This is a genomic window from Halomonas sp. TP35 (assembly GCF_052375975.1).
Lineage (GTDB): Bacteria > Pseudomonadota > Gammaproteobacteria > Pseudomonadales > Halomonadaceae > Vreelandella > Vreelandella citrativorans.
In genome coordinates this window covers 14,797-39,630 of record NZ_JBQSUZ010000005.1, presented here as the reverse complement: position 1 = coordinate 39,630, position 24,834 = coordinate 14,797, and the positions used below count along the sequence as shown (strand labels likewise).

Below are 24,834 nucleotides of genomic sequence, written 5' to 3'. Positions count from 1 at the left end.
TTAAGACCGTGCTTAATTCTGTTTCAGCCTACGTTTAGGGCGGGAATAATATTAGGATCAGACTCCTGACCTGGGATCGCTGCCGGTGAGGCCAGCCCGAGATTGTTCTTTTCGAACACTCGGTCAGCGCGATAACTTGAACGCACCAACGGGCCGGAAGGAACTTCCATAAAGCCTTTTTCAAGCCCTAGCACACGGTAGCGATCAAACTCCTCAGGGCTTACCCAGCGCTCAACCGGTAGGTGGTTTTTCGTGGGGCGCAGGTACTGGCCGAGTGTCACAATATCGACACCAATTTCACGAAGATCATCAAACGTTTGCAGGATCTCCTCATCGGTTTCGCCAAGACCCAGCATAATACTGGTTTTGGTAATGACATCGGGACGATGCTGTTTCGCGTAGGCCAAAACGTCGAGTGTTTTGCGATAGCCTGCACGGGGGTCGCGAACCCGGCTTGTCAGGCGTTCAACGGTTTCGACATTTTGCGCAAACACTTCAAGGCCCGAATCCACAACGCTCTCAATGGCTGCTTGTTCACCATCGAAATCAGGCGTTAGCGCTTCAACGACCACGTCTGGTGTACGCGCTTTAATAGCACGGATACAGCTTGCGTAATGGTTCGCACCGCCATCGTCCAGATCATCACGATCAACCGATGTTAGGACGATATAGCGAAGCCCCATTAATTCGACGGACTTGGCGGTGTTTTCGGGCTCTTCGTGATCCAGCCAGCCTTTGGGGTTGCCCGTATCAACGGCGCAGAAACGGCATGCGCGGGTACACACAGACCCCATCAGCATGATGGTGGCAGTTCCATTGCTCCAACACTCGCCCATGTTAGGGCAGTGTGATTCAGCACAGACGGTGCTTAGACGATGCTCAGAGACATTGCGCTTAACGGCTTCAAAGCGCTCGCCACCGGGAATTTGAGCGCGCAGCCATTTGGGCTTGCGTTCAAGAGACGGGGCTTCAGCCTGCGCAGTGCGCACCTTCATGCCATCCTTGATCGCCGTTGTGCCGTGTTCATTACGGAATTTCTGGCCGCTGGGTACACGCTGTGTGGGGTTGTTGCTCATAGGAATAGAGCCTCTCTACTGTGCGGCAGGCAAGGCTTATCATAGAAACGTAAGCGCTTGCCCCCCAATCATGCCGATTAATACGTTGCCAATTAACAGATTACTAATTAATACGTAGGTAGTAGGTGTAATGTAACATATCTGGAGATTAACAAGACACCGTCAACTTAGCTTACCGGCATGGGCAAACAGGCAACACCGTGGCTTGGTAAGGGGCTGGGAGGTGCTGCAAAGTAGTGTTGATACTCAGCGACATGCTCGCGAATAAACCGCATGAAAAGCTCAGCCACAGGTGTGGGAAAGCGCTCAAGGCGATAAACCGTGCACCATGCTCGGCGGATGGGAAAATCCGGTAGTGGCAGTTCAAACAAAAGACCCTGCTCAAGTTCTAGCTGTACGGCAAGCCGTGGCAGCACGGCCACGCCTAAATGCGCCATAACCCCTTGTTTGATAGCTTCGTTAGTGCCGAGCTCAATACGGTGCGGTAGCGCGACTTTTTGATAAGCAGCAAGCTGTTCAAAGGCATTACGCACGCCGGAGCCTGGTTCGCGCATTAACACATAGTGGCGGGAAAAATCAGCCAGAGTAGGCGTCAGCATGGCGAGTAAAGGATGGTCAGGCCATACCACCGCTATCAGTTCATTATCGATGATGGGTGTCACGACTAAGCGATCATCCTCGGGAACCATGGCCATAATCACCAAGTCATCCTGCTGTTCGGCCAAGCGCTCAAGCGCCTGGCTGCGGTTACATACCTTCAAGCGCACATGAATATCAGGATAGCTTGCGCGAAAGCGAGCCAATATATACGGCACGATATACTGCGCTGATGACACGGCGGCCAGGTTGAGTTCCCCGGAAATTTTTCCGTTGATGTCTGACAGATTCATCTGCAATCGGGAGAGCTGACTAAAGATTTCTCTTGTTGATAGTGCCAGCGTATCGGCGGCAGGCAGCACATGCAGCGTTTTTCCCGCATATTTAAACAACGGCTGGCCAAGTGCCTGCTCCAGTTGGCGTATCTGAGCGCTGACGGCGGGTTGGGTAAGCCCTAGCTGTTCTGCTGCGCGTGAGTAAGAGCGCTGGCGATATACTGCCTGGAAGACTTGTAATTGACGAAACGTTAGGCGATTGAGCAGCTTAGGGGATGACATAACAACCTCAAGAGAATTGCCCTCCGGCGGCGAATAATACGGCGAGCGTTACGAATTACTAACGCTGCCTAAAAATGCTACCACTGTTTATGCCTGTCGTGTCGCTAGTTTGCAGCGCTTGCGGTAAATCAGTGGTGCTACCCATCGACGTCTGTTGAGAAGTGGCTTAAGCTATATTGCATCGCAGCATCATGGTTTTTAGGTTGATCGTCAGCGCATTCACCCTAGGGAGACTCTATGAATTTTCTCGCCAACCCTTTGCTTACCGCTAACTCATTAACACGTACCTTTTGGGGGCAGTCAAACGATTCCTCCACGCTGCTACCGGGCAGTGAGACGCTGTCCTCTTTCATGGACCCCTTTGGGTTTGGGCGTGCCGCGGCCGATTACTGGCGAGATAGCGTTGAGCGTAGCGTGCTCTATTGGGATGTAATGCGCGAGCGTGGCAACCAGTACCTGGATCACATGGAACAAACCAAACCGAGTGTGCTTGGGTTTAAAACCGAAGTGCTGCTTGATGGTCGTACGCTTGCCCAGCCTACCAACTATGAATTGCTGCGTGTATTGCCCCCTGAAAATACCGTCACTGATCCCCGCAAGCGCCCGTTCGTGGTGGTTGACCCGCGTGCAGGGCATGGCCCTGGTATTGGTGGCTTTAAGCCTGACAGTGAGTTAGGCGTGGCGTTAAAAGCAGGGCACCCTTGCTACTTTATCGGCTTCTTACCCTTCCCTGAGCCGGGGCAAACGGTTGAGGACGTTGTCGAGGCAGAAGTTGCTTTTCTACGTCATGTGATTGAGCTACATCCTGATATCAGTGAAAAGCCCATGGTGGTAGGCAATTGCCAAGCGGGCTGGCAGTTGATGATGGCGGCCGCACTTGAGCCGGACGTTTTTGGACCTATCTTGATCGCGGGGGCGCCGCTTTCTTACTGGGCGGGGGAGCATGGCAATGCGCCCATGCGTTATGCCGGCGGCATGACGGGGGGGAGCTGGATCACCGCATTCACCAGCGATATGGGTAACGGCTTATTCGACGGCGCCTGGCTGGTGCAAAACTTTGAGCGCTTGAATCCTGCCAATACGTACTGGAAAAAGCAGTACCACCTGTACGCTAACATCGACACAGAAACTGAGCGTTATCTTGATTTTGAGCGCTGGTGGGGCGGGCACGTGGTTCTGGGTGGCGAAGAAATCCAGTACATCGTCGATAATTTATTTGTTGGTAACCGGCTGTCGACGGCCCAACTGGTAACCCGTGACGGACGGCGGATTGATCTGCGTAATCTACGTTCACCGGTGGTGGTGTTCTGTTCGCGCGGTGACGACATTACCCCGCCCCCTCAGGCGCTGGGCTGGATTCGCGATTTATACGAAGATACCGACGATATCATCGCCAACGATCAAACCATCGTCTACTGCATGCATGATACGACCGGCCATTTGGGGATCTTCGTATCCGGCAGCGTATCACGCAAAGAGCACTCTGAATTTACCGCCAATATGGACTACATCGACGTACTGCCACCGGGGTTGTATGAAACCTCGGTTACCGAGGCGCCAGAGGGTAGCGATGCCGCGCTGTATGAGCGTGACTATTTATTGGAATTTACGCCGCGTAACTTTGAAGAGCTGGATCGCGAAGTACACCATGATGCGGACGATGACCGGCGTTTCGCGACGGTTGCCCGAATTTCCGAGATTAATTTAGGCTTGTACCGCCTGTATGTGCAACCTTGGCTGCAGGCCGTCATGACGCCAGAGGCGGCGCGCTTTATTCGGCGTATGCATCCCATTCGCCTAGGCTACAAGCTGCTGTCGGACCGCAATCCTTTATCTGTACCCCTGCCGGTAATGGCGGAAGCAATACGCAAGAATCGTCAAGAAATTGGTCCAGATAATCTCTTTAAAGCGCTAGAGACGATGCATTCTGACCAGATCGTAGCCGCCTTGAATGCCTGGCGCGATCTGCGTGATAGCAGTACAGAGCGTCTGTTTATGGATATCTATGGCCAGCCACTGCTACAGGCGGCTGTCGGGCTTTATGGTGATGCGCATGTACACCGTCGGAGGCCGGGCGCTGAGCCTGAGCATCGTCGCTTCCTGGCGCGTCGCCGGGAAGAATTACGTGAGCGCATTGCCCAAGGGGGCGCACATGAAGCGATTATGCGTTCATTAATCTACGTATTGGGTGGTGCACCCTCCACCGATGAGCGCAACTTCAAGCAGTTACGTACCACAAGGGCGAAGCTTGAGTCAGGCATCGAACTTTGCGAATTCAAGCGGCTGGTGCGCGAGCAATTCTTTATTTTAAAACTTGATCGTGAAAGGGCGCTGAATACGCTTCCTGAGTTACTGGCCGGTAAAAGCAGCAGTGCGATTGATGGCTATATTAAAAACCTGGAGCAGGTGTTTGCAGCAAGCGGTGAGCTTACTGAACATGCGGCAGAACGTTTTGTGCAGGTAAAGGCGTTGTTTGATAAAGCACGTCCGGCCAAGCCTGCGGTCAAAAAAACGGCAGCCAATAAGGCAACCGCTGTTGAGAACCCACCGGGTGAGGCCAAAAAGACCGACACGCCAGTGAGTCAAGGCAAGGGCCCCCGCAAACGTTAATCGGGTTCTGATTGAAAGAAAACGCCTCTGCTTTACCGTAGGGGCGTTCTGCTTATGAAAGAAATAGTAGGTTGCTGATCTCGTAACGTCAGTCTAGTGTCTAGCTACTTCGGTATAAAAAAGTAAGCTTTTCTCACTACTGTTCGGTTGACACTGGCGCTAAGTGAAGGCCTGGGGTAGGGTAGGCGCATTTTTTCATCCGTATGTTTGTCTCGGCGAGTGAAATAACGCCGCAAACTCAAAACCATGCGGTACCGTATTCAGAGCGCGGGCTCTCGGCCCAAGCAATAGAAAAGTGGAGCACTATGGGCAAGTCACTGGTCATCGTCGAGTCGCCAGCGAAAGCGAAGACGATTAATAAGTATCTCGGCAACGATTTCATCGTCAAGTCGAGCGTGGGTCACATTCGTGACCTGCCGACCAGCGGCTCGGGCAAGGCTGCTTCCGACCCCAAGGAGCGCGCTCGCCAAGCCGCGGCAACACGTAAAATGTCGGCGGAAGAGAAGGCAGAGTATAAAAAGCGCAAGAGCCACGATCAGTTAATTCGGCGTATGGGTATTGATCCCAACAACGGCTGGGAAGCCCAGTATGAAGTGCTACCGGGCAAAGAAAAGGTAGTCGCTGAACTAAAGAAACTTGCTGAAAATGCAGATGCCGTTTATCTGGCAACGGATTTGGACCGTGAAGGGGAAGCCATTGCCTGGCACTTGCGGGAAACCATTGGCGGAGACGACAGCCGTTATAAGCGTGTGGTCTTTAACGAAATCACTAAAAATGCGATCCAGGATGCGTTTAAAGCCCCTGGTGCGCTCAATATTCCTCGTGTAGAAGCTCAGCAGGCGCGGCGGTTTTTAGACCGTGTGGTGGGCTTTATGCTCTCGCCGCTGCTGTGGGCCAAAGTGGCCCGTGGCCTCTCCGCTGGCCGCGTTCAATCGGTTGCAGTACGTCTTATTGTTGAGCGCGAGCGGGATATTCGCGCGTTTATCCCTGAGGAATTTTGGGATGTGCACGCGGATTTAGTCTCACCAGATGGCGAGTTGGTGCGCTTTGCGCTCGCCAAGCAAGATGGCAAGGCGTTCAAGCCGACGTCTGAGCAAGACACCATGGAACGTATTGCGGCGTTGCGTAACGCGAAGCTTGCGATTACCTCGCGTGAAGATAAGCCGACCAGCTCCAAACCGACGGCGCCGTTTATTACCTCTACGTTGCAGCAGGCGGCCAGTGGACGCTTGGGCTTCTCGGTCAAGAAAACCATGACCATGGCCCAGCGGTTGTATGAAGCGGGCTACATTACCTATATGCGTACCGACTCCACCAACCTCTCGAAAGATGCGGTGGAAAGTGCACGTGAGTTTATTGGCAGCGAATACGGCGAGCGCTATCTGCCCGAGGCGCCCAATCGCTATAGCAGCAAAGAGAGTGCTCAGGAAGCTCACGAAGCGATTCGCCCGTCCAGCGTTGAGCGCAAGGCAACCGATTTGGCTGGGATGGAACGCGATGCCGAGCGCTTGTATGAGTTGATCTGGCGTCAGTTCGTCGCCTGCCAGATGACGCCAGCCGAATATCTGTCGAGCACATTGAGCGTTGAAGTGGATGGCTACGACTTGCGCGCTAAAGGGCGTGTTCTGAAGTTTGACGGCTATACACGGGTCATGAAGCCGAGCGGTAAAAATGAAGACCAGACGCTGCCTGATTTACCCAAAGGCACGCCGATGGCGATGGAAACGCTGGACCCTCAGCAGCACTTTACCAAGCCCCCGGCACGTTATACCGAGGCAAGCCTGGTTAAAGAGCTTGAAAAGCAAGGGATTGGTCGTCCTTCTACCTATGCCTCGATAATTTCGACAATCCAGGATCGCGGCTACGTGCAGCTGGAAAATCGGCGTTTTTATGCCGAGAAACTGGGGGATATCGTTACCGAGCGCCTGAAAGAGTCGTTTCCTGACTTGATGGACTTCTCTTTTACCGCACGTATGGAAGATAGCCTGGATGAAGTCGCTGAGGGTGAACGCAATTGGCGAGCGCTACTCGATGCCTTCTATGGCGAGTTTCGTGAAGAGCTTGCCAAGGCAGAAAGCGATGACGGGATGCGTCCCAATCAGCCCGTGCCAACCGATATTGACTGTCCCTCGTGTGGCCGCAAGATGCAGATTCGTACCGCATCTACCGGGGTGTTTTTAGGCTGTAGTGGTTATAACCTGCCGCCCAAGGAGCGCTGCAAAACCACGATCGATTTGATCCCGGGTGAGGAAGCCGTGGCGGCGGATGCCGGTGAAGAGGCGGAAACCAACGCCTTGCGTGCCAAGCATCGGTGCGATAAGTGCGGCACGGCAATGGATAACTACCTGATTGATGAAACCCGCAAGCTGCATATCTGCGGTAATAGCCCTGACTGTGATGGTTATGAGATAGAGCAGGGAAAGTTCAAGATCAAAGGCTACGACGGCCCGGTTATCGAATGCGATAAGTGCGGTTCGGAAATGCAGCTTAAGTCCGGCCGGTTTGGCAAGTACTTTGGCTGTACCAATAGCGAGTGTAAAAACACTCGTAAGCTATTGAAAAGTGGTGAAGTGGCGCCGCCCAAGATGGACCCGATTCCGATGCCGGAACTTGCCTGTCAGAAAGTGGATGACCACTACGTATTGCGCGATGGGGCAAGCGGCCTGTTTTTAGCGGCCAGTAAATTCCCCAAAAATCGTGAAACGCGTCCGCCGTTGGTGAAGGAGCTGAAAGCTCATGCTGACGAGCTGCCTGAGAAGTATCACTTCATTCTCAAAGCGCCCAGCGAAGACCCGGATGGCCGCCCGGCTCAAATTCGTTTTTCGCGTAAAAGCAAAGAGCAGTACGTGATGACCGATGAAGAAGGCAAAGCCACGGGGTGGAAAGCAACGTTTGATGCAGGCAAATGGCACGTAGAGGACAAGCGTAAATGAGCGACCGCTCCCGTACTAATCAACTGATCTATCAGGCCGAGCTGCTGGTAAGTATGCCTGTTGGTGAGGATGAGCATGCGGTCGCTCGTCAAATGGCGCTCGAAGAGAGCGCCTTGGCCCTGTTTGAACTGGCGTTATGTTCGCTGCTGAAAGAAGTCACCGAACATGCGCGTCTGGAAAACCATGCTTGGCGTGAGTTATTAGCCCTTGATGGTCCGCCCATGGCAGAGCTTCAGCGGTTGCGTGATGTGAGGCGCGAGCCGGGTAGTTGGCTAAACTGGCTGGCGTTCAAATTAGAGCAGCTGCACAGCAGCGACGGGGCTGCACGGCGCACCGTCACTAATCCAGCCATGATCGCCATGGGGAGCCAGAAAAGCTTGAGGGAACAATTGCTTGATTACGTAAGCGATGCAAAGCGGGAAATAGCCGCTCTAAGGGAGACAAGCCAGGAGTGGTAAGCATGCCTCATGACGAATCTATCCTGACCGGCTACGCTCATACAGCAGCATAATGTTGCCGAGATGATAGAACGACTGAAAAGGAGACGCGGATGCGCTACAACCAGGTCAAGGACTTAGTCGTATGGGCTGAAGGTTTTCACGAGCGTATGGCTCGTCAGTACAGCGAAGCGGCTGATAGGACAGATAATGAGCGTTTGAGCATGGTGCTGACTTATCTAGCTAGCCGAGAGCTTCGGATGCAGAAAGGGCTTGATGACTTGTTTCATGATGGTTATGACCATAGAGACGTGTTGGAGACCTGGTTTGATGAGTCAAGTGAGTTTCCCCAGCCACCTGAGCTTGAGCGCTTTACGGAAAAGTCTGAATGGAATTCAGTCGATGAAATAGCGCGCATGGCTGTTGAGTCCAATCGAAAGCTTCAAGAACTCTATGAGCATCGCGCTTCCAGAGCTGCTATACCGCCAGAAGCAGAGTTTTTTAATGCGCTGGCAGAGGGGCACGAAGCAGAAATTCGTAAGCTTGTCAGCAGTATGCAAAAGTTTGACGATATTTAGCGCTGCGTTGAATAGCGTTTCATTGGCAGGGCTTGGCGTGTCCACATGGTTAAATTGTTCTCAAAATCGCTGACAGACGCGGTGTATATAAGGTATAACACCTTCAAGAAATGCTTAGTTGGCCAGTGCTGAGCTAACCTGTTTTTGAGAGCTAACCTATGCCTTTAAACCGTCGCCGCTTTTTAGCGCTGGCGCTTGGCTGGCCAGTAGTGGCCAGCGCTGCTACGTCAAATGCTACGCTAAACTCACAGCCGATAGACCTGGTTGAGACGTTACTGTCTCGGGCTCATTTGCCCCGCTACAGCAACGAAGTATGGTTATTGATAAATGATCAAGAATCTACACTTAGCGTGTATCGTGGCGATACGCTGGTTGAGCTTTTTAGCCCGGTTTCGCTGGGTCGCTCAGGTGCAAAAACGCAGCGGGTAATGGGGGATAACGTTACGCCGCTGGGCGAATTTCGTATTAATCGTTTTAATTACGAAAGTCGATGGCATATCTTTATTGGTATCGATTATCCTACGCCGGCCCATGCGCGGATGGCGTTAGAAAATGGCATATACTCGCAACGCGATTATGAAGCCTATTTCGACTATTACCGCCGATATGGCCATCCTCCGCAAAATACGGCGCTGGGTGGAGCCATTGGTGTTCATGGTATCGGCAGTGCAGACCCTGATGTTCATAGCCGTTACCACTGGACTCAAGGGTGCGTGGCGGTAACAAATGAGCAAATTGAGCGAGTTGTGCAGCTTGTTGATATTGGCACTCGCGTCGTGATCGGCTAGTCTTATGTTGTTGAAGGAAGTAAGAGGTTTTCTACAAGTGGCTATAGACAAGCGTTGTGGTCTATTATAAAACAGCGTTTGACTAGCGTGCTCATGCACAAGTCACTGAAAAGAACCTGCACCGCAGGTAGACAAAGCGCAGCTAAGCAATTAGCCTAGGTTTGTCATACCCTTAACGTTGTACCCAAGGAAGACTCAAGGAGAACATTATGACTTTGAAAACGACTCTGAAAATGACCGCCGCTGCCGCTTCTCTGGCAATCCTGGCTGGCTGTGCTTCTACCAGCGCTCTGGAAGAAGTTCGCATGACTGCTGAATCTGCACAGGCTGATGCCGCAGAAGCACGCAGCATGGCTTCACAAGCTCTGAACACTGCAAACCAGGCACAGCGTGACGCGAATGCTGCACTGCAGATGACTGAGCAAAACCGTGAAGAAATGAACCGCATGTTCCAGCGCTCCATGCAGAAGTAATTCTGCTTGGACCACTGGGTTGATGTTTGACTCAGCGGTTGCTGAAGATGTAAAAAAACCCCGCCTCGGCGGGGTTTTTTTATTGCTTGTCTATTTTAGGTTAAGCATCTTCTTCAGTCATTTGTCGGTGGCTAAGTTCTACCTCCTCAAGCAGGCTGTTACGGCTGGCAGGCTCCTCTTCTACGGTTGGCTGTGCCTGAGGGCCATAAAGGGCTACAAAACGGCCGTTAGGTGATTCTACGGCGCTTTTTACTTTTGCATAGTCGACAGCTACCTGGTCTTCAGTTAGCGCATCAACGCGATCAATGGCATCCAGGAGCGGTTCAAAGTCACCCACGTTCTCTTCAAGCTGCGGGTAGGACTGCACGAACAGCGTGCCATCAGCTGCCCAGCCAGCTTTAAAAGGCGCATCCATCAAGTTTACTTGCGTACCGCTTGGCAGGCGCTCGTAGAGTGACTTAATGTCTTCAGGGTACATACGAATGCAGCCGCGGCTGGCGCGCATGCCAACGCCATCAGGGCGGTTGGTGCCATGAATCAGGTAGCTCGGCATAGCAAGCAGGATGGCATGTTCGCCCAAAGGGTTGTTCGGCCCAGCAGGCACTACGGAGGGCGCTGGCTCGCCGCGAGCGGCCGCTTCACGACGCATGGAGGCAGGAGGAGCCCACGCCGGATCTTTTACTTTAATGGTCGTGCGTGTAATGCCAACGGGGGTTGCAAACTCTTCACGGCCCACGCTCACCGGATACGTTTCAACGATGCCCGGGTTGTCGGCAGGGTAGTAATACAGGCGCAGCTCGGAAAGGTTAACAACAACCCCTTCACGTGGTGCAGGCGGTAAAATATATTGGGCGGGAATAACGATTTCCGTTCCTTCGCCAGGCACCCACATGCTGACACCGGGGTTGGCCATGCGGATTTCTTCGTAGCCGATATTATGACGACGAGCGATATCTATGAGAGTCTCAGCGGGGTCGTCAACCGTGATGGTATACGACTCACCGATAATGTCGCCTTGGTCAGGGAGCCGAAAATGCCCGCGGGGTAGTTCACGCGCGTCGGTAATCTGCTCAGCGCTTGCCACGGATTCATCGGCGATCGCGGGCGCATTTTCTGCTTGTTCAGATGCGGTTTGCGCATAAGCAGGGCCAGTAAGGGAGGCTGCCAACAATACTGCCAGGCTGGTAGGACCCCAAAGGTTGAATTTGTGACGAATGTTCATGGTCTTTCCTAATAAGTTAGTGCACTGCTAGTACGCGTAAACGGGCAAACAATGGTTGCTTGCCGTCAGTTTGCCCCAAGGTTCACGCCGCCGCTACTTTTTGATTAAGGGTCGTTATAAGTGCTTCAACTTGCTCGAAACGCTGATTGCTGTTTTCCATTGTAAATTCAAACCGCAAGGTGTCTGCACCATCCAGGCGATAGTGCTTGGGCGATGTTTGAATCAACGTAACCAGGGTGAGTGGGTCGACCTTCGTTGTGCCATCAAACAGCACCCGGCCACGGCTTTCGCCTGCTTCAATACGGCTAATGCCTAGCTGCTCTGCGCGTTGGCGTAGCTTTGTTTGACGTATCAGGTTCTTCAGCGGCTGTGGCAGTAGGCCGAAGCGGTCAATGAGCTCGACCTGTAGTTCTTTAAGCTCACTATCGCTTTGTGTATTGGCAATGCGCTTATACATAACAAGCCGCTGCTGTACATCATGAATATAGTCATCTGGAATCAGTGCGGGCAGGTTCAAGCTAATTTCTACGCCGGTATTGAAGGGCGCCTCAATATTAGGTGTTTTGCCAGCGCGGATTGCTTTCACTGCTCTATCCAGCATTTCCATATAAAGAGTATAGCCAATGGTTTCCATTTGGCCGCTTTGTTCATCTCCTAGTAGCTCACCTGCGCCACGAATTTCCATGTCGTGGCTTGCCAGAGTAAACCCAGCGCCAAGGTCATCAGAGGCGCTTATAGCCTCAAGGCGTTTAACCGCATCGCGCGTGATGGCCTTGGGGGGAGGCGTAAGCAGGTAAGCATAGGCCTGGTGGTGGCTGCGGCCTACGCGCCCCCGTAGTTGGTGCAGCTGCGCCAGGCCAAACTTATCGGCTCGTTCTATGAGAATGGTATTGGCGCTGGGTACGTCAATGCCGGTTTCAATGATTGTTGAGCATACCAAGACATTAAAACGGCGATGGTAAAAGTCCGACATTACGCGTTCAAGGCTGCGTTCAGGGAGCTGGCCATGCGCCACGGCGACGCGAGCTTCTGGCACCAGCTCGCGGATCTGTTGAGCTGCGTTTTCAATCGTCTTTACTTCGTTGTGAAGGAAGTAGACCTGACCGCCGCGAAGTATTTCCCGTAGCAGGGCTTCTTTGATAATGCTGTTATCACGCTGCTGTACAAACGTCTTAACTGACAAGCGGCGAGCGGGCGGTGTCGCAATAATAGAAAGATCCCGAATACCGCTCATTGCCATATTGAGTGTGCGTGGGATGGGGGTGGCGGTGAGGGTGAGAATATCAATCTCTGCACGCAGGGTTTTAAGCTTTTCTTTTTGCGCAACGCCAAAGCGGTGCTCTTCGTCGATAATTAGCAGGCCCATCTGAGGTAGCTCAACACTTTTGGAGAGCAACTTATGGGTGCCAATCACGATATCGGTTTGACCGTTTTTGATGCTTTCGAGCGTCTGGGTCATCTCTTTGCCCGCCGTGAAGCGCGAGATCAAACGGATATTGACGGCCGTATCGGCAAAGCGGTCACGGAAGTTTTCAAAGTGCTGGCGAGCGAGCAGCGTGGTCGGTACGAGAACGACGACCTGGCGACCTGACTGCACGGCCAAAAACGCGGCGCGCATGGCCACTTCGGTTTTACCAAACCCAACATCACCGCATACCACACGGTCCATGGGCTGCGGAGAAACCATATCCTCAATGACGGCTTCAATAGCCGCTTGTTGGTCGGGCGTTTCTTCAAACGGAAAACTGGCGGCAAAGCGCACGTACTCATCGCCTGGTGCTTCATAGACAACCCCTTGCTGGGCTTCTCGTCTTGCGTAAACATCCAGCAATTCAGCGGCAGTATCGCGAATCTTTTCGGCCGCTTTACGGCGCGCCTTTTCCCACTGATCAGAACCCAGCTTATGCAGCGGTGCCAGCTCATCATCAGCGCCGCTGTAGCGTGAAATAAGGTGAAGACTGTCAACGGGTACATAAAGCTTGGCGCCATCGGCGTAAGAGAGGGCTAAGAATTCGTTGGCTTGCCCGCCAGCCGCGAGGGTTTCTAGCCCCAGGTAGCGTCCTACCCCATGCGCCTGATGAACAACGGGTGCCCCTTCGCGTAGTTCCGAAAGGTGGCGAACCGCTAATTCATTATCATCAGTGGCTTTTTCACGCCGTCGGCTTTGGCGAACGACTTCGCCGAACAGTTCCGTTTCGCTAATAATGGCAAGGCTGGGGTCAGTAAGCCATAAGCCGCTATCTACCAAGCTTTCCGTAATCGCGAAGGGGTGTTGGCTTTTAAGAAATGACTGAAAGCTATCAACATAAGGCAGTGATAGGGGTAGAGGTGCAAGCACTTCCTCTAATGCTTCGCGACGCCCGCGTGATTCAGCGACAAACAGTATCCGCGTATCAGGTTCGCTATTTAAAAAACGTTCCAGTTCGCTCAGTGGCTGTTTGGCTCGTGCATTAATGGCCAGCGGCGGGAGCGCTTTTGCTTCCGGCATTAAGGCATGACGATGCGCTTCGTCTTCAGTGAGTTCAATACGAGGGCGTGATTTGATCGCCGAAAATACATCGCTAACCGGGAAAAATGCCCGGCGAGGCGGCAGTAGTGGGCGGGTAGGGTCAACGCCCAGATTGATGTAGCGCGCTTCAATGGATTGCCAGTGCTGTTCGGCGGCTTGGAAAACGCCGGGTAGCAGCGCCACCCGCGTATCATCGGTTACGTGATCAAACAAAGACGCCGTTTCGTCAAAAAATAGCGGCAAATAGTGCTCAAGCCCGGGCGAAGGTATGGCTTTAAGAGCGTCGTTATAGAGCGGACACTGACGAGGGTCGACATCGAACAGGGTTTCAAACTGCTCGCGAAAGCAGGCGATTGCGCTGCGGCTAAGCGAGTACTCATGGGCAGGAAGTAGTTCCAGCGTGTCTACCTTGCCCGTTGAGCGTTGACTGCCAGGGTCAAAATGACGAAGTGTGTCGATCTCATCATCAAATAAGTCGATACGAATCGGCTCATCCATCCCCATCGCAAAAAGATCAATTAGTGCGCCGCGTATGGCGTATTCGCCAGGCTCGTACACGGTTTCAACGGCGCGATACCCTGCCCGCGTAAGCGACTCCCTAAAGGTATCCCGGTTAAGCTTGGCGCCCGCGTTCAGCGTCATTACACGCCCCGCGATATACGAGACCGGGGGAAGGCGCTGCATTAATGTATTAATAGGCACCAATACAATGCCGCGAACACCGTCTTGTAGCTGGCGTAACGTGCGCAAGCGGGCCGAGACGATATCCTGATGCGGAGAAAAACTGTCGTAGGGGAGGGTTTCCCAATCAGGGAATGGCAGTACTGGGACATCGCTGTAGAACGCCAGGTCTTGTTCCAGGCGTTGAGTGCTGGCCGTGTTGGGTGTAATTACCAGCAGCGGGGCGCTAGAAGCTACCTGGGCTAACGCCAGTGCAGACGCACTACCCGGGGGCGCTGTCCAGAAAAGCGTGTCGCGAGCCCCGTGTGGCTGAGGCGGTTCGAGCAGAGAGAATGAAGGCATAGTCAGGTATCATTTTGCGCTGAAACGGATACTGGATCATACACGATCGCCTCTTTCAGTTAGAGGGCCAAAACATTACTGTTAGTGTGAGAGCCTATTTTGTGTTTGTAGTCAAACCTCTATTCCTGTAATACCCCTACAACGTGTGCGACCATCCTTCCATTGCGAGTAGCTAATAAGGCCGGGATAATGCGCCTGAAACCTTTTATCACTACCTTATCATTACCCAATGAGGCCGCATGTGAGTCAGCAAGCTCTCGAAAACGTTTTTGAGGAATGGCAGAACAACCAGGCTCTGGCCGAACAGATGATCCCGCTTGTTGGGCGCCTTTATCGGCATAACAATGTTGTGGCTACCATGTATGGGCGCTCGCTGATCAACCAGTCCGTTATTCGTATCCTGAAAGATCATCGGTTTGTGCGCAAAATTGAAGGAACAGAACTGTCGGTTGAGGACACCTTCCCCATCGTTGAAGCGATGAGCGCGCTTAATCTGGGGCCTGCTCATGTTGATGTGGGTAAGCTGGCGGTCATGTTTAAAAAGCAGGGCGGTGGTGATTTAAGCGCATTCTTGCATAACGAACTGCAGGATATTATTGGCGGTTATCAGCCGGGAGCCAGTAAAGGCGAGCCGCAGGACGTTGTACTTTACGGTTTTGGGCGCATTGGTCGTCTGCTGGCGCGCGTGCTGGTTGAAAAAGCCGGTGGCGGAAACCTGTTGCGTTTGCGCGCGATTGTGGTGCGTGGGCGTGGCGATGTGGGTAAAGACCTTGAAAAGCGTGCCAGCTTACTGCGTCGTGACTCGGTGCATGGCCCGTTTGAAGGCACTATTTCTGTTGATGCCGAAGCGCGTACGCTTACTGTAAATGGCAATGTGGTTCAGGTTATTTACGCTGACTCACCCAGCGAAATCGATTACACCACTTATGGCATCAAAAACGCGGTCATTGTTGATAATACCGGCATTTGGCGCGATGAGGCTGGTTTGGGCCAACACCTGGAGTGTAAAGGCGCGGCCAAGGCGCTATTAACGGCGCCAGGTAAGGGCGATATTAAAAATATCGTTTACGGTGTTAACCACGCGACCATTGGTGAGAATGACCGTATTGTATCGGCGGCTTCCTGTACCACCAATGCCATTGTGCCCGTTCTAAAGGTGCTCAATGATCAGTACGGGGTCGCCACCGGTCATGTGGAAACTGTTCATGCTTACACCAACGACCAGAACCTGATTGATAACTATCATAAGGGTGATCGTCGTGGCCGCAGTGCGGCGCTTAACATGGTATTAACCGAAACGGGTGCGGCCAAAGCAGCAGCAAAAGCGCTACCTGAATTGGAAGGTAAGCTAACGGGCAATGCGATTCGCGTGCCGACGCCGAATGTCTCCATGGCCATTTTGAACCTGACGTTAGATAAACCAACCGACGCAGCCGCGCTGAATGATTATTTGCGCCGTATGTCCATTGATTCGTCTTATCAGAAGCAGATTGATTATGTGGACTCTGCTGAGGTGGTTTCATCGGACTTCGTGGGCAACCGCCATGCTGGCATCGTGGACGCAAAAGCAACGATTGCTAACGGTAATCACGTGGTTGTGTACGTATGGTACGACAATGAGTTTGGTTACAGCTGCCAGGTTATTCGTATCCTGCAGCAAATGTCGAACGTACAGTTTTTAAAACTGCCACGCCACGCATAGTGCCTCTATGCCGGTGAATTAGCTGCGGAATAGCTTTTTTCATCACGTCTGGATTGCTTAACGCCACCTTCGGGTGGCGTTTTTAATTGTAAAATCAATTGGAATGGATGGCATGTAACACTTTTTGTGGGCATCAGGGATGTGGTCATTGGCCGCGCTTATCTTTATAATGCTGTAGATTTTTCGGGGTGGTTCAAGCGTGCTTGGGCCTGACTGGTAACGATCTGACAGAAAACAACAATTCACTGAACAGAAAATAAGCATTCGAACCCCTTACCTTCGTATATCCGATCCATCAACTGGGCGAGACTATGATCGAAGTCAAAAAAGGCCTGGATCTCCCCATCACGGGAGCGCCCGAGCAGCGTATTGAAGATGCGCAGCCTGTGCGTTACGTGGCAATCCTGGGCACTGACTACGTTGGCATGAAGCCAACCATGGAAGTTCAGGAAGGGGATAAGGTCAAACTGGGCCAACTGCTCTTTACCGATAAAAAAATTGAGGGTGTGCGTTTTACGGCACCAGCAAGTGGTGAAGTAGTATCCATTAACCGTGGCGAAAAGCGTCGCCTGCTGTCTGTAGTTATTAAAGTTGACGAGAATGAAGAAGCGATGGCATTTGCTTCCCATGATCGCGCTTCTTTAGTGCAGCTTGATCGACAGTTGGTCGTTGACCAGCTCGTTGAGTCGGGGCTTTGGACAGCATTGCGTACACGTCCTTTCTCTCGCACGCCAGCTATTGATAGCATTCCTGCTGATATCTTTGTAACGGCCGTGGATACCCACCCGTTAAGCGCTGATCCAGCAATTGTCATCAATGAAGAAACCCAGGCATTTGAAGACGGCCTCAAGGTGCTAACACGCCTGACCGAGGGCAACGTTTTTCTGTGCACGGGGGCTGATGCCAATATCCCTGGCGGGGATGTTGACGGTGTGAAAACCGAAAGTTTTGCCGGTCCGCATCCTGCGGGTCTGGTGGGTACGCATATCCATTATCTTTCGCCAGTCGCGCTGCACAGACAAGTCTGGCATATCGGTTATCAGGATGTGATCGCGTTTGGTAAGCTCTTTGCCGAAGGCAAACTGCATACAACTCGTGTTGTCGCTGTTGGCGGCCCACGCGCTGAAAAACCTCGTCTTCTGCGTACCCGCTTGGGAGCAAGTACCCAAGAGTTTTTGGCAGGCGAAGTCATCAAACCTGATGACACCCGAGTAATTTCTGGTTCGGTTTTTTCGGGCTTCTCGGCGGAAGGACACCTGACCTACCTGGGGCGTTTCAGCAATCAGATTAGCTTGCTTGAAGAGGGCAACAAGCGTGCCTTGTTAGGCTGGCTTTCTCTTGGGGCCGATCGTCACTCGATTCTGGGTATTTACCTCTCGCGTATTAAAGGCCTGCGTAACTACGCGCCTACCACGTCGACCAATGGCTCTGAACGTGCCATGGTACCGATTGGTACTTACGAGACGGTAATGCCGCTGGATATCATGCCGACTCAGCTGCTGCGCTCGCTGATCGTGGGTGACATTGAAGTTGCCATGCAACTTGGATGTCTTGAGCTAGACGAAGAGGACCTGGCGCTGTGCACATACGTTTGCCCCGGCAAATATGAGTATGGCCCTATCCTGCGTGACAACCTCGCCATGATCGAGAAAGAGGCCTGATAATGGGTATTCGACAAACACTCGATAATATCGAGCCGCATTTCCATAAAGGCGGTAAGTACGAAAAGTTCTACCCGCTTTATGAAGCCGTAGATACGATTTTCTACTCGCCCCCAAGCGTTGCCAAAACAACGTCGTTCGTGCGCGATGGTATCGACCTGAAGCGCATTATGATCACCGTTTGGCTGTGTACTTTCCCGGCAATGTTCTTTGGTATGTGGAACGCGGGTTGGCAAGCCAACGTGGCTATTGATGCAGGCTATGCCTCCATGGGTGGCTGGCGTGAAGCGATCCTGATGACATTGGCTGGCGGGCATGATGCGGGTAGTTTATGGTCCAACTTTGTTCTTGGCGCCACGTACTTCCTGCCTATCTACCTGGTCACTTTTGCCATTGGTGGTTTCTGGGAAGTGCTGTTTGCCATCAAGCGTGGCCATGAAGTTAATGAAGGTTTCTTCGTTACTTCGGTGCTATTTGCGCTGATTCTTCCGGCAACTATTCCGCTTTGGCAGGTAGCGCTGGGTATCACCTTTGGTGTCGTGATCGGTAAGGAAATTTTTGGCGGTACTGGCAAAAACTTCCTGAACCCGGCGCTTACTGGTCGTGCCTTCCTCTACTTCGCCTATCCTGCGCAAATTTCCGGCGACGCCATTTGGGTGCCCGCTGATGGTTATACGGGTGCAACGGTACTTTCGATGGCGTTCCAGGACGGCATGGGTGCAGTCACTAATGCGTTTAGCTGGTGGGATGCCTTTATTGGCTTTATTCCAGGCTCAGTAGGCGAGGTGTCGACGCTTGCGATCCTTGTCGGGGCATTGGTGCTGCTGTACACGCGTATTGCCTCGTGGCGAATAATGCTTGGCGTGTTCCTTGGGATGGTAGCCACCAGTACGTTGTTTAATCTGATTGGTTCCGATACCAACCCCATGTTTGCCATGCCGTGGTATTGGCACTTCGTGATAGGTGGGTTTGCATTCGGTATGGTCTTTATGGCTACTGACCCCGTCTCTGCTTCCATGACGACCCAGGGCCGTTTGATATTTGGTGTGCTAATTGGTGTACTGACGGTACTGATTCGCGTGGTTAACCCCGCCTTCCCCGAAGGCATCATGTTGGCAATTCTCTTTGCTAACCTGTTTGCACCATTGATTGACCACTTCTTCGTCCAGGCCAATATAAAACGCCGTATCAAGCGTACTGGCGTTCCGGCCGAGGAGACTGCCTAATGGCACAAGGTAATAACTCAATCAAGAAGGTCCTGATTGTAGCGTTTTCATTGTGTATCGTGTGTTCGGTGATTGTTTCGACGGCCGCCGTGGCGCTACGCCCTGCTCAACAGCTCAACCAGGAATTAGACCGTAAAACCAATATCCTTAACGTGGCGCGTTTATACGAGCCGGGTACGGATGTCGAGGAAGCGTTCCGGACCCAAATCACATCACGTGTGGTTGAACTTGAAACCGGTGAGTATACCGATGAGTTTGACCCTGAAACCTTTGATGGGTTTGAAGCAGCGCGTGACCCGGCAACCGGCCGCACGTTGTCTGGAGACCGTGACATTGCGGGGCTTTCTCGGGTTGAAAATTACGCGACGGTTTATCTGGTCGGTGATGCAGGCGACCCAGACCAAATCGTTTTGCCGATTCGTGGACAAGGCCTGTGGGGCCGGATGATGGGCTTTTTGTCGATCGAAGGTGACGGTAATACTATTATCAGTATTACCTACTATGACCACAGTGAAACGCCGGGCTTGGGCGGTGAAGTGAACAACCCACGTTGGCAGGCTCAGTGGGAAGGTAAAGAGATTTACGATGAAGAGGGCGACCTCTCACCGGCCATCCGCCTGAGCAAAAGCGCTAGTGGTGAAAATGAAGTAGACGCGTTATCCGGTGCAACGCTCACCAGTAATGGTGTGACCAACATGCTGCAGTTTTGGTTGAGCGAAGAAGGTTTCGGTCCATACCTTGCGAAATTCCGCAGTGGTACTGAGCTGGAAGACGCCGATAACACCGATACCGACTTCGAAGACGGTGAGGGGGCTTAATCATGGCGGACGTAAATGCAAAAAGCGTTTTAATAGCGCCTATTTTTCAGAACAACCCCATTGCACTTCAGATATTGGGGATCTGTTCTGCGCTGGCAGTAACGACCAGCATGAGCGTGTCGTTGGTAATGGCGTTAGCTGTTATTTTCGTCACATCGCTCTCAAGCTTTTTCGTATCACTGATTCGGAATCATATTCCTTCTTCGATCCGTATTATTGTGCAGATGACGATTATTGCTTCATTGGTAATCGTGGTTGACCAGATCCTCAAAGCCTATGCTTATGAAATGTCCAAGCAGCTGTCGGTATTTGTGGGTCTGATCATTACCAACTGCATTGTAATGGGTCGTGCGGAAGGCTTTGCCATGTCCAACACCCCCGGCATGTCTTTCCTGGACGGTATCGGGAATGGCTTGGGCTATGGGTTCGTGTTGCTGGTGGTTGGCTTCTTCCGTGAACTATTGGGTGCAGGTAGTGTGTTCGGTTTTACTATCCTGCCTACCGTTCAAGATGGTGGCTGGTATGTGCCTAACGGTCTGCTGCTGTTGCCTCCGTCCGCCTTCTTTATTATCGGCCTGATGATTTGGGTTATGCGCTCAATCGATCCAGGGCAGGTAGAAGAGACGGAGTTCAAGATGAAGGAAAACTCCAAGCCACAGGAGGCTGTGTAAAATGGAACACTATTTAAGCCTTTTCGTCGCTTCGGTTTTTGTTGAAAACCTGGCCTTGGCATTCTTTCTGGGGATGTGTACTTTTCTCGCGGTCTCCAAGAAGGTTTCCTCCGCGTTTGGCCTGGGCATCGCGGTTATTGTAGTCCTGACTATTTCAGTGCCTGTTAATAACCTGGTATTCAACCTTCTACTTGCGCAAGGTGCACTTTCCTGGACCGGTATTAGCGGTGCTGAGAATATTGACCTCTCATTCCTTGGGTTATTGAGCTATATCGGCGTCATTGCAGCACTAGTGCAAATTCTTGAAATGTTCTTGGATAAGTACGTGCCTGCACTGTACAACGCGCTTGGCGTATTCCTGCCGCTTATTACCGTCAACTGTGCCATCTTGGGTGGCGTGCTGTTCATGGTTGAGCGTAACTACAACTTCGGTGAATCCCTCGTTTATGGTTTTGGATCCGGTGTTGGTTGGGCGTTGGCTATTACGGCCTTGGCAGGTATCCGTGAAAGGCTGAAATACAGCGATGTGCCTGGTGGCTTGCAAGGGCTGGGTATTACTTTCATCACCGTAGGTCTGATGTCGTTGGGCTTTATGTCCTTCTCGGGCATTCAGCTCTAAACGGAGCCGGTTTTTCCCGGCGGCGTTCTGCGCTGCCGGGTTACAGGAAACCTCAGCAATAGGAAACCGACATGGTTGATACATCTGTCATCTTGCTCGGTGTTGTCATGTTCACGATCATCGTTATTAGCTTAACGGCGATCATTCTGGCAGCGCGCAGCAAGCTTGTGAGTAGCGGGGACGTGACGATTGAAGTTAATCACGACCCTGAGCACACCTTGACGACTCAGGCCGGTGGTAAGCTTTTAAACACCTTGGCGGCAAATGGTATTTTCCTCTCCTCGGCATGTGGCGGCGGTGGTTCATGCGCCCAATGTAAATGCCGTGTGGAAGAGGGTGGTGGTTCCATTCTGCCGACTGAAGAGTCGCATTTCACCATGCGTGAAAAGAAAGAGGGCTGGCGGCTCTCTTGCCAGGTGCCCGTTAAGCAAGACATGAAGATCGAAGTACCTGAGGAAGTGTTCGGCGTTAAAAAGTGGGAAACCGAAGTTATCGCTAACCCTAACGTCGCGACCTTCATCAAGGAGCTGAACCTAAAACTGCCTGAAGGCGAAGAAGTTGCCTTCCGCGCGGGTGGTTATGTTCAGCTGGTTGCACCGCCTTACGATATTAAATTCTCCGATTTTGATATCGAGGAAGAGTATCGCGGCGATTGGGACAAGTTTGGAATTTTCAAGGTTGCCCACAAGAACAATGAGGAAGTGATTCGCGCCTACTCTATGGCGAACTACCCGGAAGAGAAGGGTATCCTCAAGTTCAACATTCGTATTGCTACACCGCCCCCAGGCAGCAGTCATCCGCCGGGCCTAATGTCTACCTACGTCTTCAACTTGAAACCTGGTGACAAGGTGACCGTAATGGGTCCGTTTGGTGAGTTCTTCGCCAAGGATACCGACGCCGAAATGATCTTTATCGGTGGTGGTGCGGGTATGGCGCCGATGCGTAGCCATATCTTCGATCAGCTTAAGCGTCTTAAGTCTAAGCGTAAAATGTCTTTCTGGTACGGTGCACGCTCTTGGCGTGAAACCTTCTACAACGAAGAGTACGATCAGTTGGCAGAAGAGTTCCCGAATTTTGAATGGCATCTGGCGCTTTCTGATCCGCAGCCTGAAGATAATTGGGAAGGGCCGACGGGCTTTATCCATAATGTACTGTATGAAAACTATCTGAAGGACCATCCGGCGCCTGAAGATTGTGAATACTACATGTGTGGGCCGCCCATGATGAATGCTTCCGTGATTAAGCTGCTGCTTGATCTCGGGGTTGAGCCTGAAAATATCATGCTGGATGACTTCGGCGGGTAAGTGCTCACGTAATCGAAAGTAGCCTTCGGGCACATTTGGGGCTGGCCGTAAGGTTGGCCCCATTTGTTTTGAATAGACCCAAGCCTACGCTACCTTCGCTAATAGGTGCTGAGCATTTAATAAGTGCTTGGCAGTTATAAGTACGTGGCAGCTAATAAGTACGTGTCAGCTAAGGTACAATTAAGGTATAGCAAGTATCTGGAAGGCACTAATTGCCTAAGCTGTTGTCGGTAGGTGGTGCATCCATAGCAATGCAGGGAGATTAACATGGCGATTTGGCTACTGGTATTTGGCTTTATGGCGTTGATAATGTGCGCGATGGCGGTTGGCGTTTTGATGGGTCGTAAGCCTATAGCAGGTTCATGTGGCGGTTTAAATCAGATTGGTATGAAAGACGGCTGCGATATTTGTGGCGGTAAAGATGACGTATGTGAAGAGGAGAACCGCAAGCGAGGAAATGTGCGTCGCCGCAGTGATGAAAGCCGCGGAGCGGACTTGGGCTACGACGCTACACGGCGCTAGCACAATCCGTAACAGTATCGGTAAGAGAAATAGTGCAGGGCGCAGCCGAGTGATCAGCTGCGCCTTATTATTGGGGAACGAGGAGACGCAGAAAGTATGGCGGTTCACAATTACGATGTCGTGGTTATTGGTACAGGCCCTGCAGGTGAAAGCGCGGCTATTAACGCCGCCAAGCACGGTAAGCGTGTAGCGATTATCGAAAAGCAGGCACAGGTAGGCGGTAACTGTACCCATTGGGGCACTATTCCCTCCAAAGCGTTGCGCCACCAGGTTAAGCAAATCATGGCGTTTAACACCAACCGAATGTTTCGCGATATTGGTGAGCCGCGCTGGTTTTCTTTCCCTAAAGTGATGGAGCGTTCGCGCGGCACGATTGATAAACAGGTAGAAATGCGTACTACCTTTTATGCTCGCAATCGAATCGACTTGTTTCATGGTATTGCGCGCTTTAAAGATGAGCATACCGTGGTTGTGCGCGACCAGCATGAAGGAATGGAAGAGCTGGTCGCCAAAAAAATTGTGATTGCTACCGGCTCACGGCCCTATCGGCCCGCGGACATTAACTTCCGCCACCCACGAATCTACTGCTCTGACACCATTCTAAGCCTTTCTCATACGCCGCGTACGTTAGTGATTTTTGGCGCAGGCGTTATCGGCTGTGAGTATGCGTCAATTTTCTCAGGATTAGGCCTTAAGGTAGATCTCATCAACAACCGTGACAGCTTGCTTTCATTTCTTGATGATGAAATCAGTGATGCGCTCTCTTACCACCTGCGTAAACATGGTGTATTGATTCGTCATAACGAGGAATACGCGAGTGTAGAAGGCGATGAGTCTGGCGTTGTCGTGCATCTTAAGTCGGGCAAAAAGATCCGCGCAGATGCGTTCTTATGGGCCAATGGTCGCACGGGCAATACCGATAGCCTGGGACTTGAGAATATTGGATTAGAAGCCAATGGGCGTGGCCAACTCAGCGTTGATGAACACTACCGTACGACAATTCCGCATATTTATGCCGCCGGTGACGTGATCGGTTGGCCGAGCCTTGCCAGTGCCGCGTATGACCAAGGGCTAAACCTTTGCAATGAGTTGCTCGATAAAGAGTATCGCTTCGTCAACGATGTACCCACCGGCATTTACACTATTCCTGAAATTAGTTCGTTTGGTCCTAACGAGCGCGAGTTGACTGAAGCCAAAGTGCCCTATGAAGTCGGAAAAGCGTTCTTTAAAGATACCGCGCGTGCACAAATAACCGGCGATGTCGTGGGCATGCTGAAGATTCTCTTCCATCAGGATACGTTGGAAATTCTGGGTATCCACTGTTTTGGTGACCAGGCCTCCGAAATTCTACATATCGGCCAGGCCATTATGCAGCAGCCAGGCGAAGCCAATACGCTTAAGTACTTTGTGAACACAACCTTTAACTATCCAACGATGGCAGAAGCGTACCGAGTGGCAGCACAAAATGGCTTGAACAGAGTGTTTTAACGCGTTTTGGGTAGCGTAAA

Annotated in this window: 19 protein-coding genes; 15 read left to right on the top strand and 4 right to left on the bottom strand. The window is 52.0% G+C overall.

Annotated elements, in window-relative coordinates:
• Positions 1 to 23 precede the first annotated feature (23 nt).
• Positions 24 to 1,076 carry a lipoyl synthase gene (gene lipA / locus ACT3RU_RS07985; protein ID WP_087107531.1) on the bottom strand — a complete coding sequence of 351 codons (1,053 nt, stop codon included), beginning with the start codon at positions 1,074 to 1,076 and terminating at the stop codon, positions 24 to 26.
• Positions 1,077 to 1,243: 167 nt separating this feature from the next.
• Positions 1,244 to 2,230, bottom strand: a complete 987-nt coding sequence (locus ACT3RU_RS07980) for a LysR family transcriptional regulator (RefSeq protein ID WP_192528036.1) — start codon at positions 2,228 to 2,230, stop codon at positions 1,244 to 1,246.
• Between the two features lie 237 nt (positions 2,231 to 2,467).
• Here ACT3RU_RS07980 and ACT3RU_RS07975 point away from each other — a divergent pair, with 237 nt between their 5' ends.
• From ACT3RU_RS07975 to ACT3RU_RS07950, 6 genes are all read left to right on the top strand, one after another.
• Positions 2,468 to 4,840: a DUF3141 domain-containing protein gene (locus ACT3RU_RS07975; protein WP_225733878.1), complete on the top strand. Its 2,373-nt coding sequence runs from the start codon at positions 2,468 to 2,470 to the stop codon at positions 4,838 to 4,840.
• Between the two features lie 305 nt (positions 4,841 to 5,145).
• Positions 5,146 to 7,773 carry a type I DNA topoisomerase gene (topA, locus tag ACT3RU_RS07970; protein WP_192528035.1) on the top strand — a complete coding sequence of 876 codons (2,628 nt, stop codon included), beginning with the start codon at positions 5,146 to 5,148 and terminating at the stop codon, positions 7,771 to 7,773.
• A complete protein-coding gene (locus tag ACT3RU_RS07965) occupies positions 7,770 to 8,231 on the top strand; it encodes a DUF6586 family protein (RefSeq protein WP_192528034.1) in 462 nt (153 codons plus the stop codon). The genes topA and ACT3RU_RS07965 overlap by 4 nt, the downstream gene beginning before the upstream one ends.
• 92 nt (positions 8,232 to 8,323) lie before the next feature.
• Positions 8,324 to 8,788, top strand: coding sequence for a ferritin family protein (locus ACT3RU_RS07960; RefSeq protein WP_087107520.1), 465 nt, complete (start codon positions 8,324 to 8,326; stop codon positions 8,786 to 8,788).
• A gap of 158 nt (positions 8,789 to 8,946) precedes the next feature.
• Positions 8,947 to 9,576: a L,D-transpeptidase family protein gene (locus ACT3RU_RS07955; protein WP_087107518.1), complete on the top strand. Its 630-nt coding sequence runs from the start codon at positions 8,947 to 8,949 to the stop codon at positions 9,574 to 9,576.
• Positions 9,577 to 9,785: 209 nt separating this feature from the next.
• A complete protein-coding gene (locus ACT3RU_RS07950) occupies positions 9,786 to 10,049 on the top strand; it encodes an Lpp/OprI family alanine-zipper lipoprotein (protein WP_087107516.1) in 264 nt (87 codons plus the stop codon).
• A gap of 100 nt (positions 10,050 to 10,149) precedes the next feature.
• On the opposite strand, the gene ACT3RU_RS07945 is transcribed toward ACT3RU_RS07950, so the two are convergent.
• The gene (locus ACT3RU_RS07945; protein ID WP_192528033.1) at positions 10,150 to 11,271 is read right to left on the bottom strand and encodes a L,D-transpeptidase family protein; all 1,122 of its coding nucleotides are present in this window, start codon (positions 11,269 to 11,271) and stop codon (positions 10,150 to 10,152) included.
• A gap of 82 nt (positions 11,272 to 11,353) precedes the next feature.
• Positions 11,354 to 14,803, bottom strand: coding sequence for a transcription-repair coupling factor (gene mfd, locus ACT3RU_RS07940; RefSeq protein WP_192528032.1), 3,450 nt, complete (start codon positions 14,801 to 14,803; stop codon positions 11,354 to 11,356).
• Positions 14,804 to 15,044: 241 nt separating this feature from the next.
• On the opposite strand from mfd, the gene ACT3RU_RS07935 reads away from it, so the two are divergent.
• The 9 genes from ACT3RU_RS07935 to sthA all read left to right on the top strand — a co-directional run bounded on the left by ACT3RU_RS07935 (position 15,045) and on the right by sthA (position 24,814).
• Positions 15,045 to 16,505 carry a glyceraldehyde-3-phosphate dehydrogenase gene (locus tag ACT3RU_RS07935; RefSeq protein WP_087107510.1) on the top strand — a complete coding sequence of 487 codons (1,461 nt, stop codon included), beginning with the start codon at positions 15,045 to 15,047 and terminating at the stop codon, positions 16,503 to 16,505.
• A gap of 311 nt (positions 16,506 to 16,816) precedes the next feature.
• Positions 16,817 to 18,166 (top strand): Na(+)-translocating NADH-quinone reductase subunit A, encoded by a 1,350-nt coding sequence (locus ACT3RU_RS07930; protein WP_192528031.1) that lies wholly within the window; start codon positions 16,817 to 16,819, stop codon positions 18,164 to 18,166.
• A gap of 2 nt (positions 18,167 to 18,168) precedes the next feature.
• Positions 18,169 to 19,392: an NADH:ubiquinone reductase (Na(+)-transporting) subunit B gene (locus ACT3RU_RS07925; protein ID WP_087107506.1), complete on the top strand. Its 1,224-nt coding sequence runs from the start codon at positions 18,169 to 18,171 to the stop codon at positions 19,390 to 19,392.
• Positions 19,392 to 20,210, top strand: coding sequence for a Na(+)-translocating NADH-quinone reductase subunit C (locus tag ACT3RU_RS07920; RefSeq protein ID WP_087107504.1), 819 nt, complete (start codon positions 19,392 to 19,394; stop codon positions 20,208 to 20,210). Before ACT3RU_RS07925 ends, ACT3RU_RS07920 begins: the two co-directional genes overlap by 1 nt.
• Before the next feature lie 2 nt (positions 20,211 to 20,212).
• Positions 20,213 to 20,881: an NADH:ubiquinone reductase (Na(+)-transporting) subunit D gene (locus tag ACT3RU_RS07915; protein ID WP_087107502.1), complete on the top strand. Its 669-nt coding sequence runs from the start codon at positions 20,213 to 20,215 to the stop codon at positions 20,879 to 20,881.
• 1 nt (position 20,882) lies between these two features.
• Complete coding sequence (gene nqrE, locus ACT3RU_RS07910; protein WP_087107500.1) at positions 20,883 to 21,500, top strand: NADH:ubiquinone reductase (Na(+)-transporting) subunit E; 618 nt, start codon at positions 20,883 to 20,885, stop codon at positions 21,498 to 21,500.
• 71 nt (positions 21,501 to 21,571) lie between these two features.
• Positions 21,572 to 22,804: an NADH:ubiquinone reductase (Na(+)-transporting) subunit F gene (nqrF, locus tag ACT3RU_RS07905; RefSeq protein WP_172118386.1), complete on the top strand. Its 1,233-nt coding sequence runs from the start codon at positions 21,572 to 21,574 to the stop codon at positions 22,802 to 22,804.
• Positions 22,805 to 23,071: 267 nt separating this feature from the next.
• Positions 23,072 to 23,326 carry a (Na+)-NQR maturation NqrM gene (gene nqrM / locus ACT3RU_RS07900; RefSeq protein WP_087107496.1) on the top strand — a complete coding sequence of 85 codons (255 nt, stop codon included), beginning with the start codon at positions 23,072 to 23,074 and terminating at the stop codon, positions 23,324 to 23,326.
• 96 nt (positions 23,327 to 23,422) lie between these two features.
• Positions 23,423 to 24,814, top strand: a complete 1,392-nt coding sequence (gene sthA / locus ACT3RU_RS07895; RefSeq protein ID WP_087107494.1) for a Si-specific NAD(P)(+) transhydrogenase — start codon at positions 23,423 to 23,425, stop codon at positions 24,812 to 24,814.
• Positions 24,815 to 24,834 lie beyond the last annotated feature (20 nt).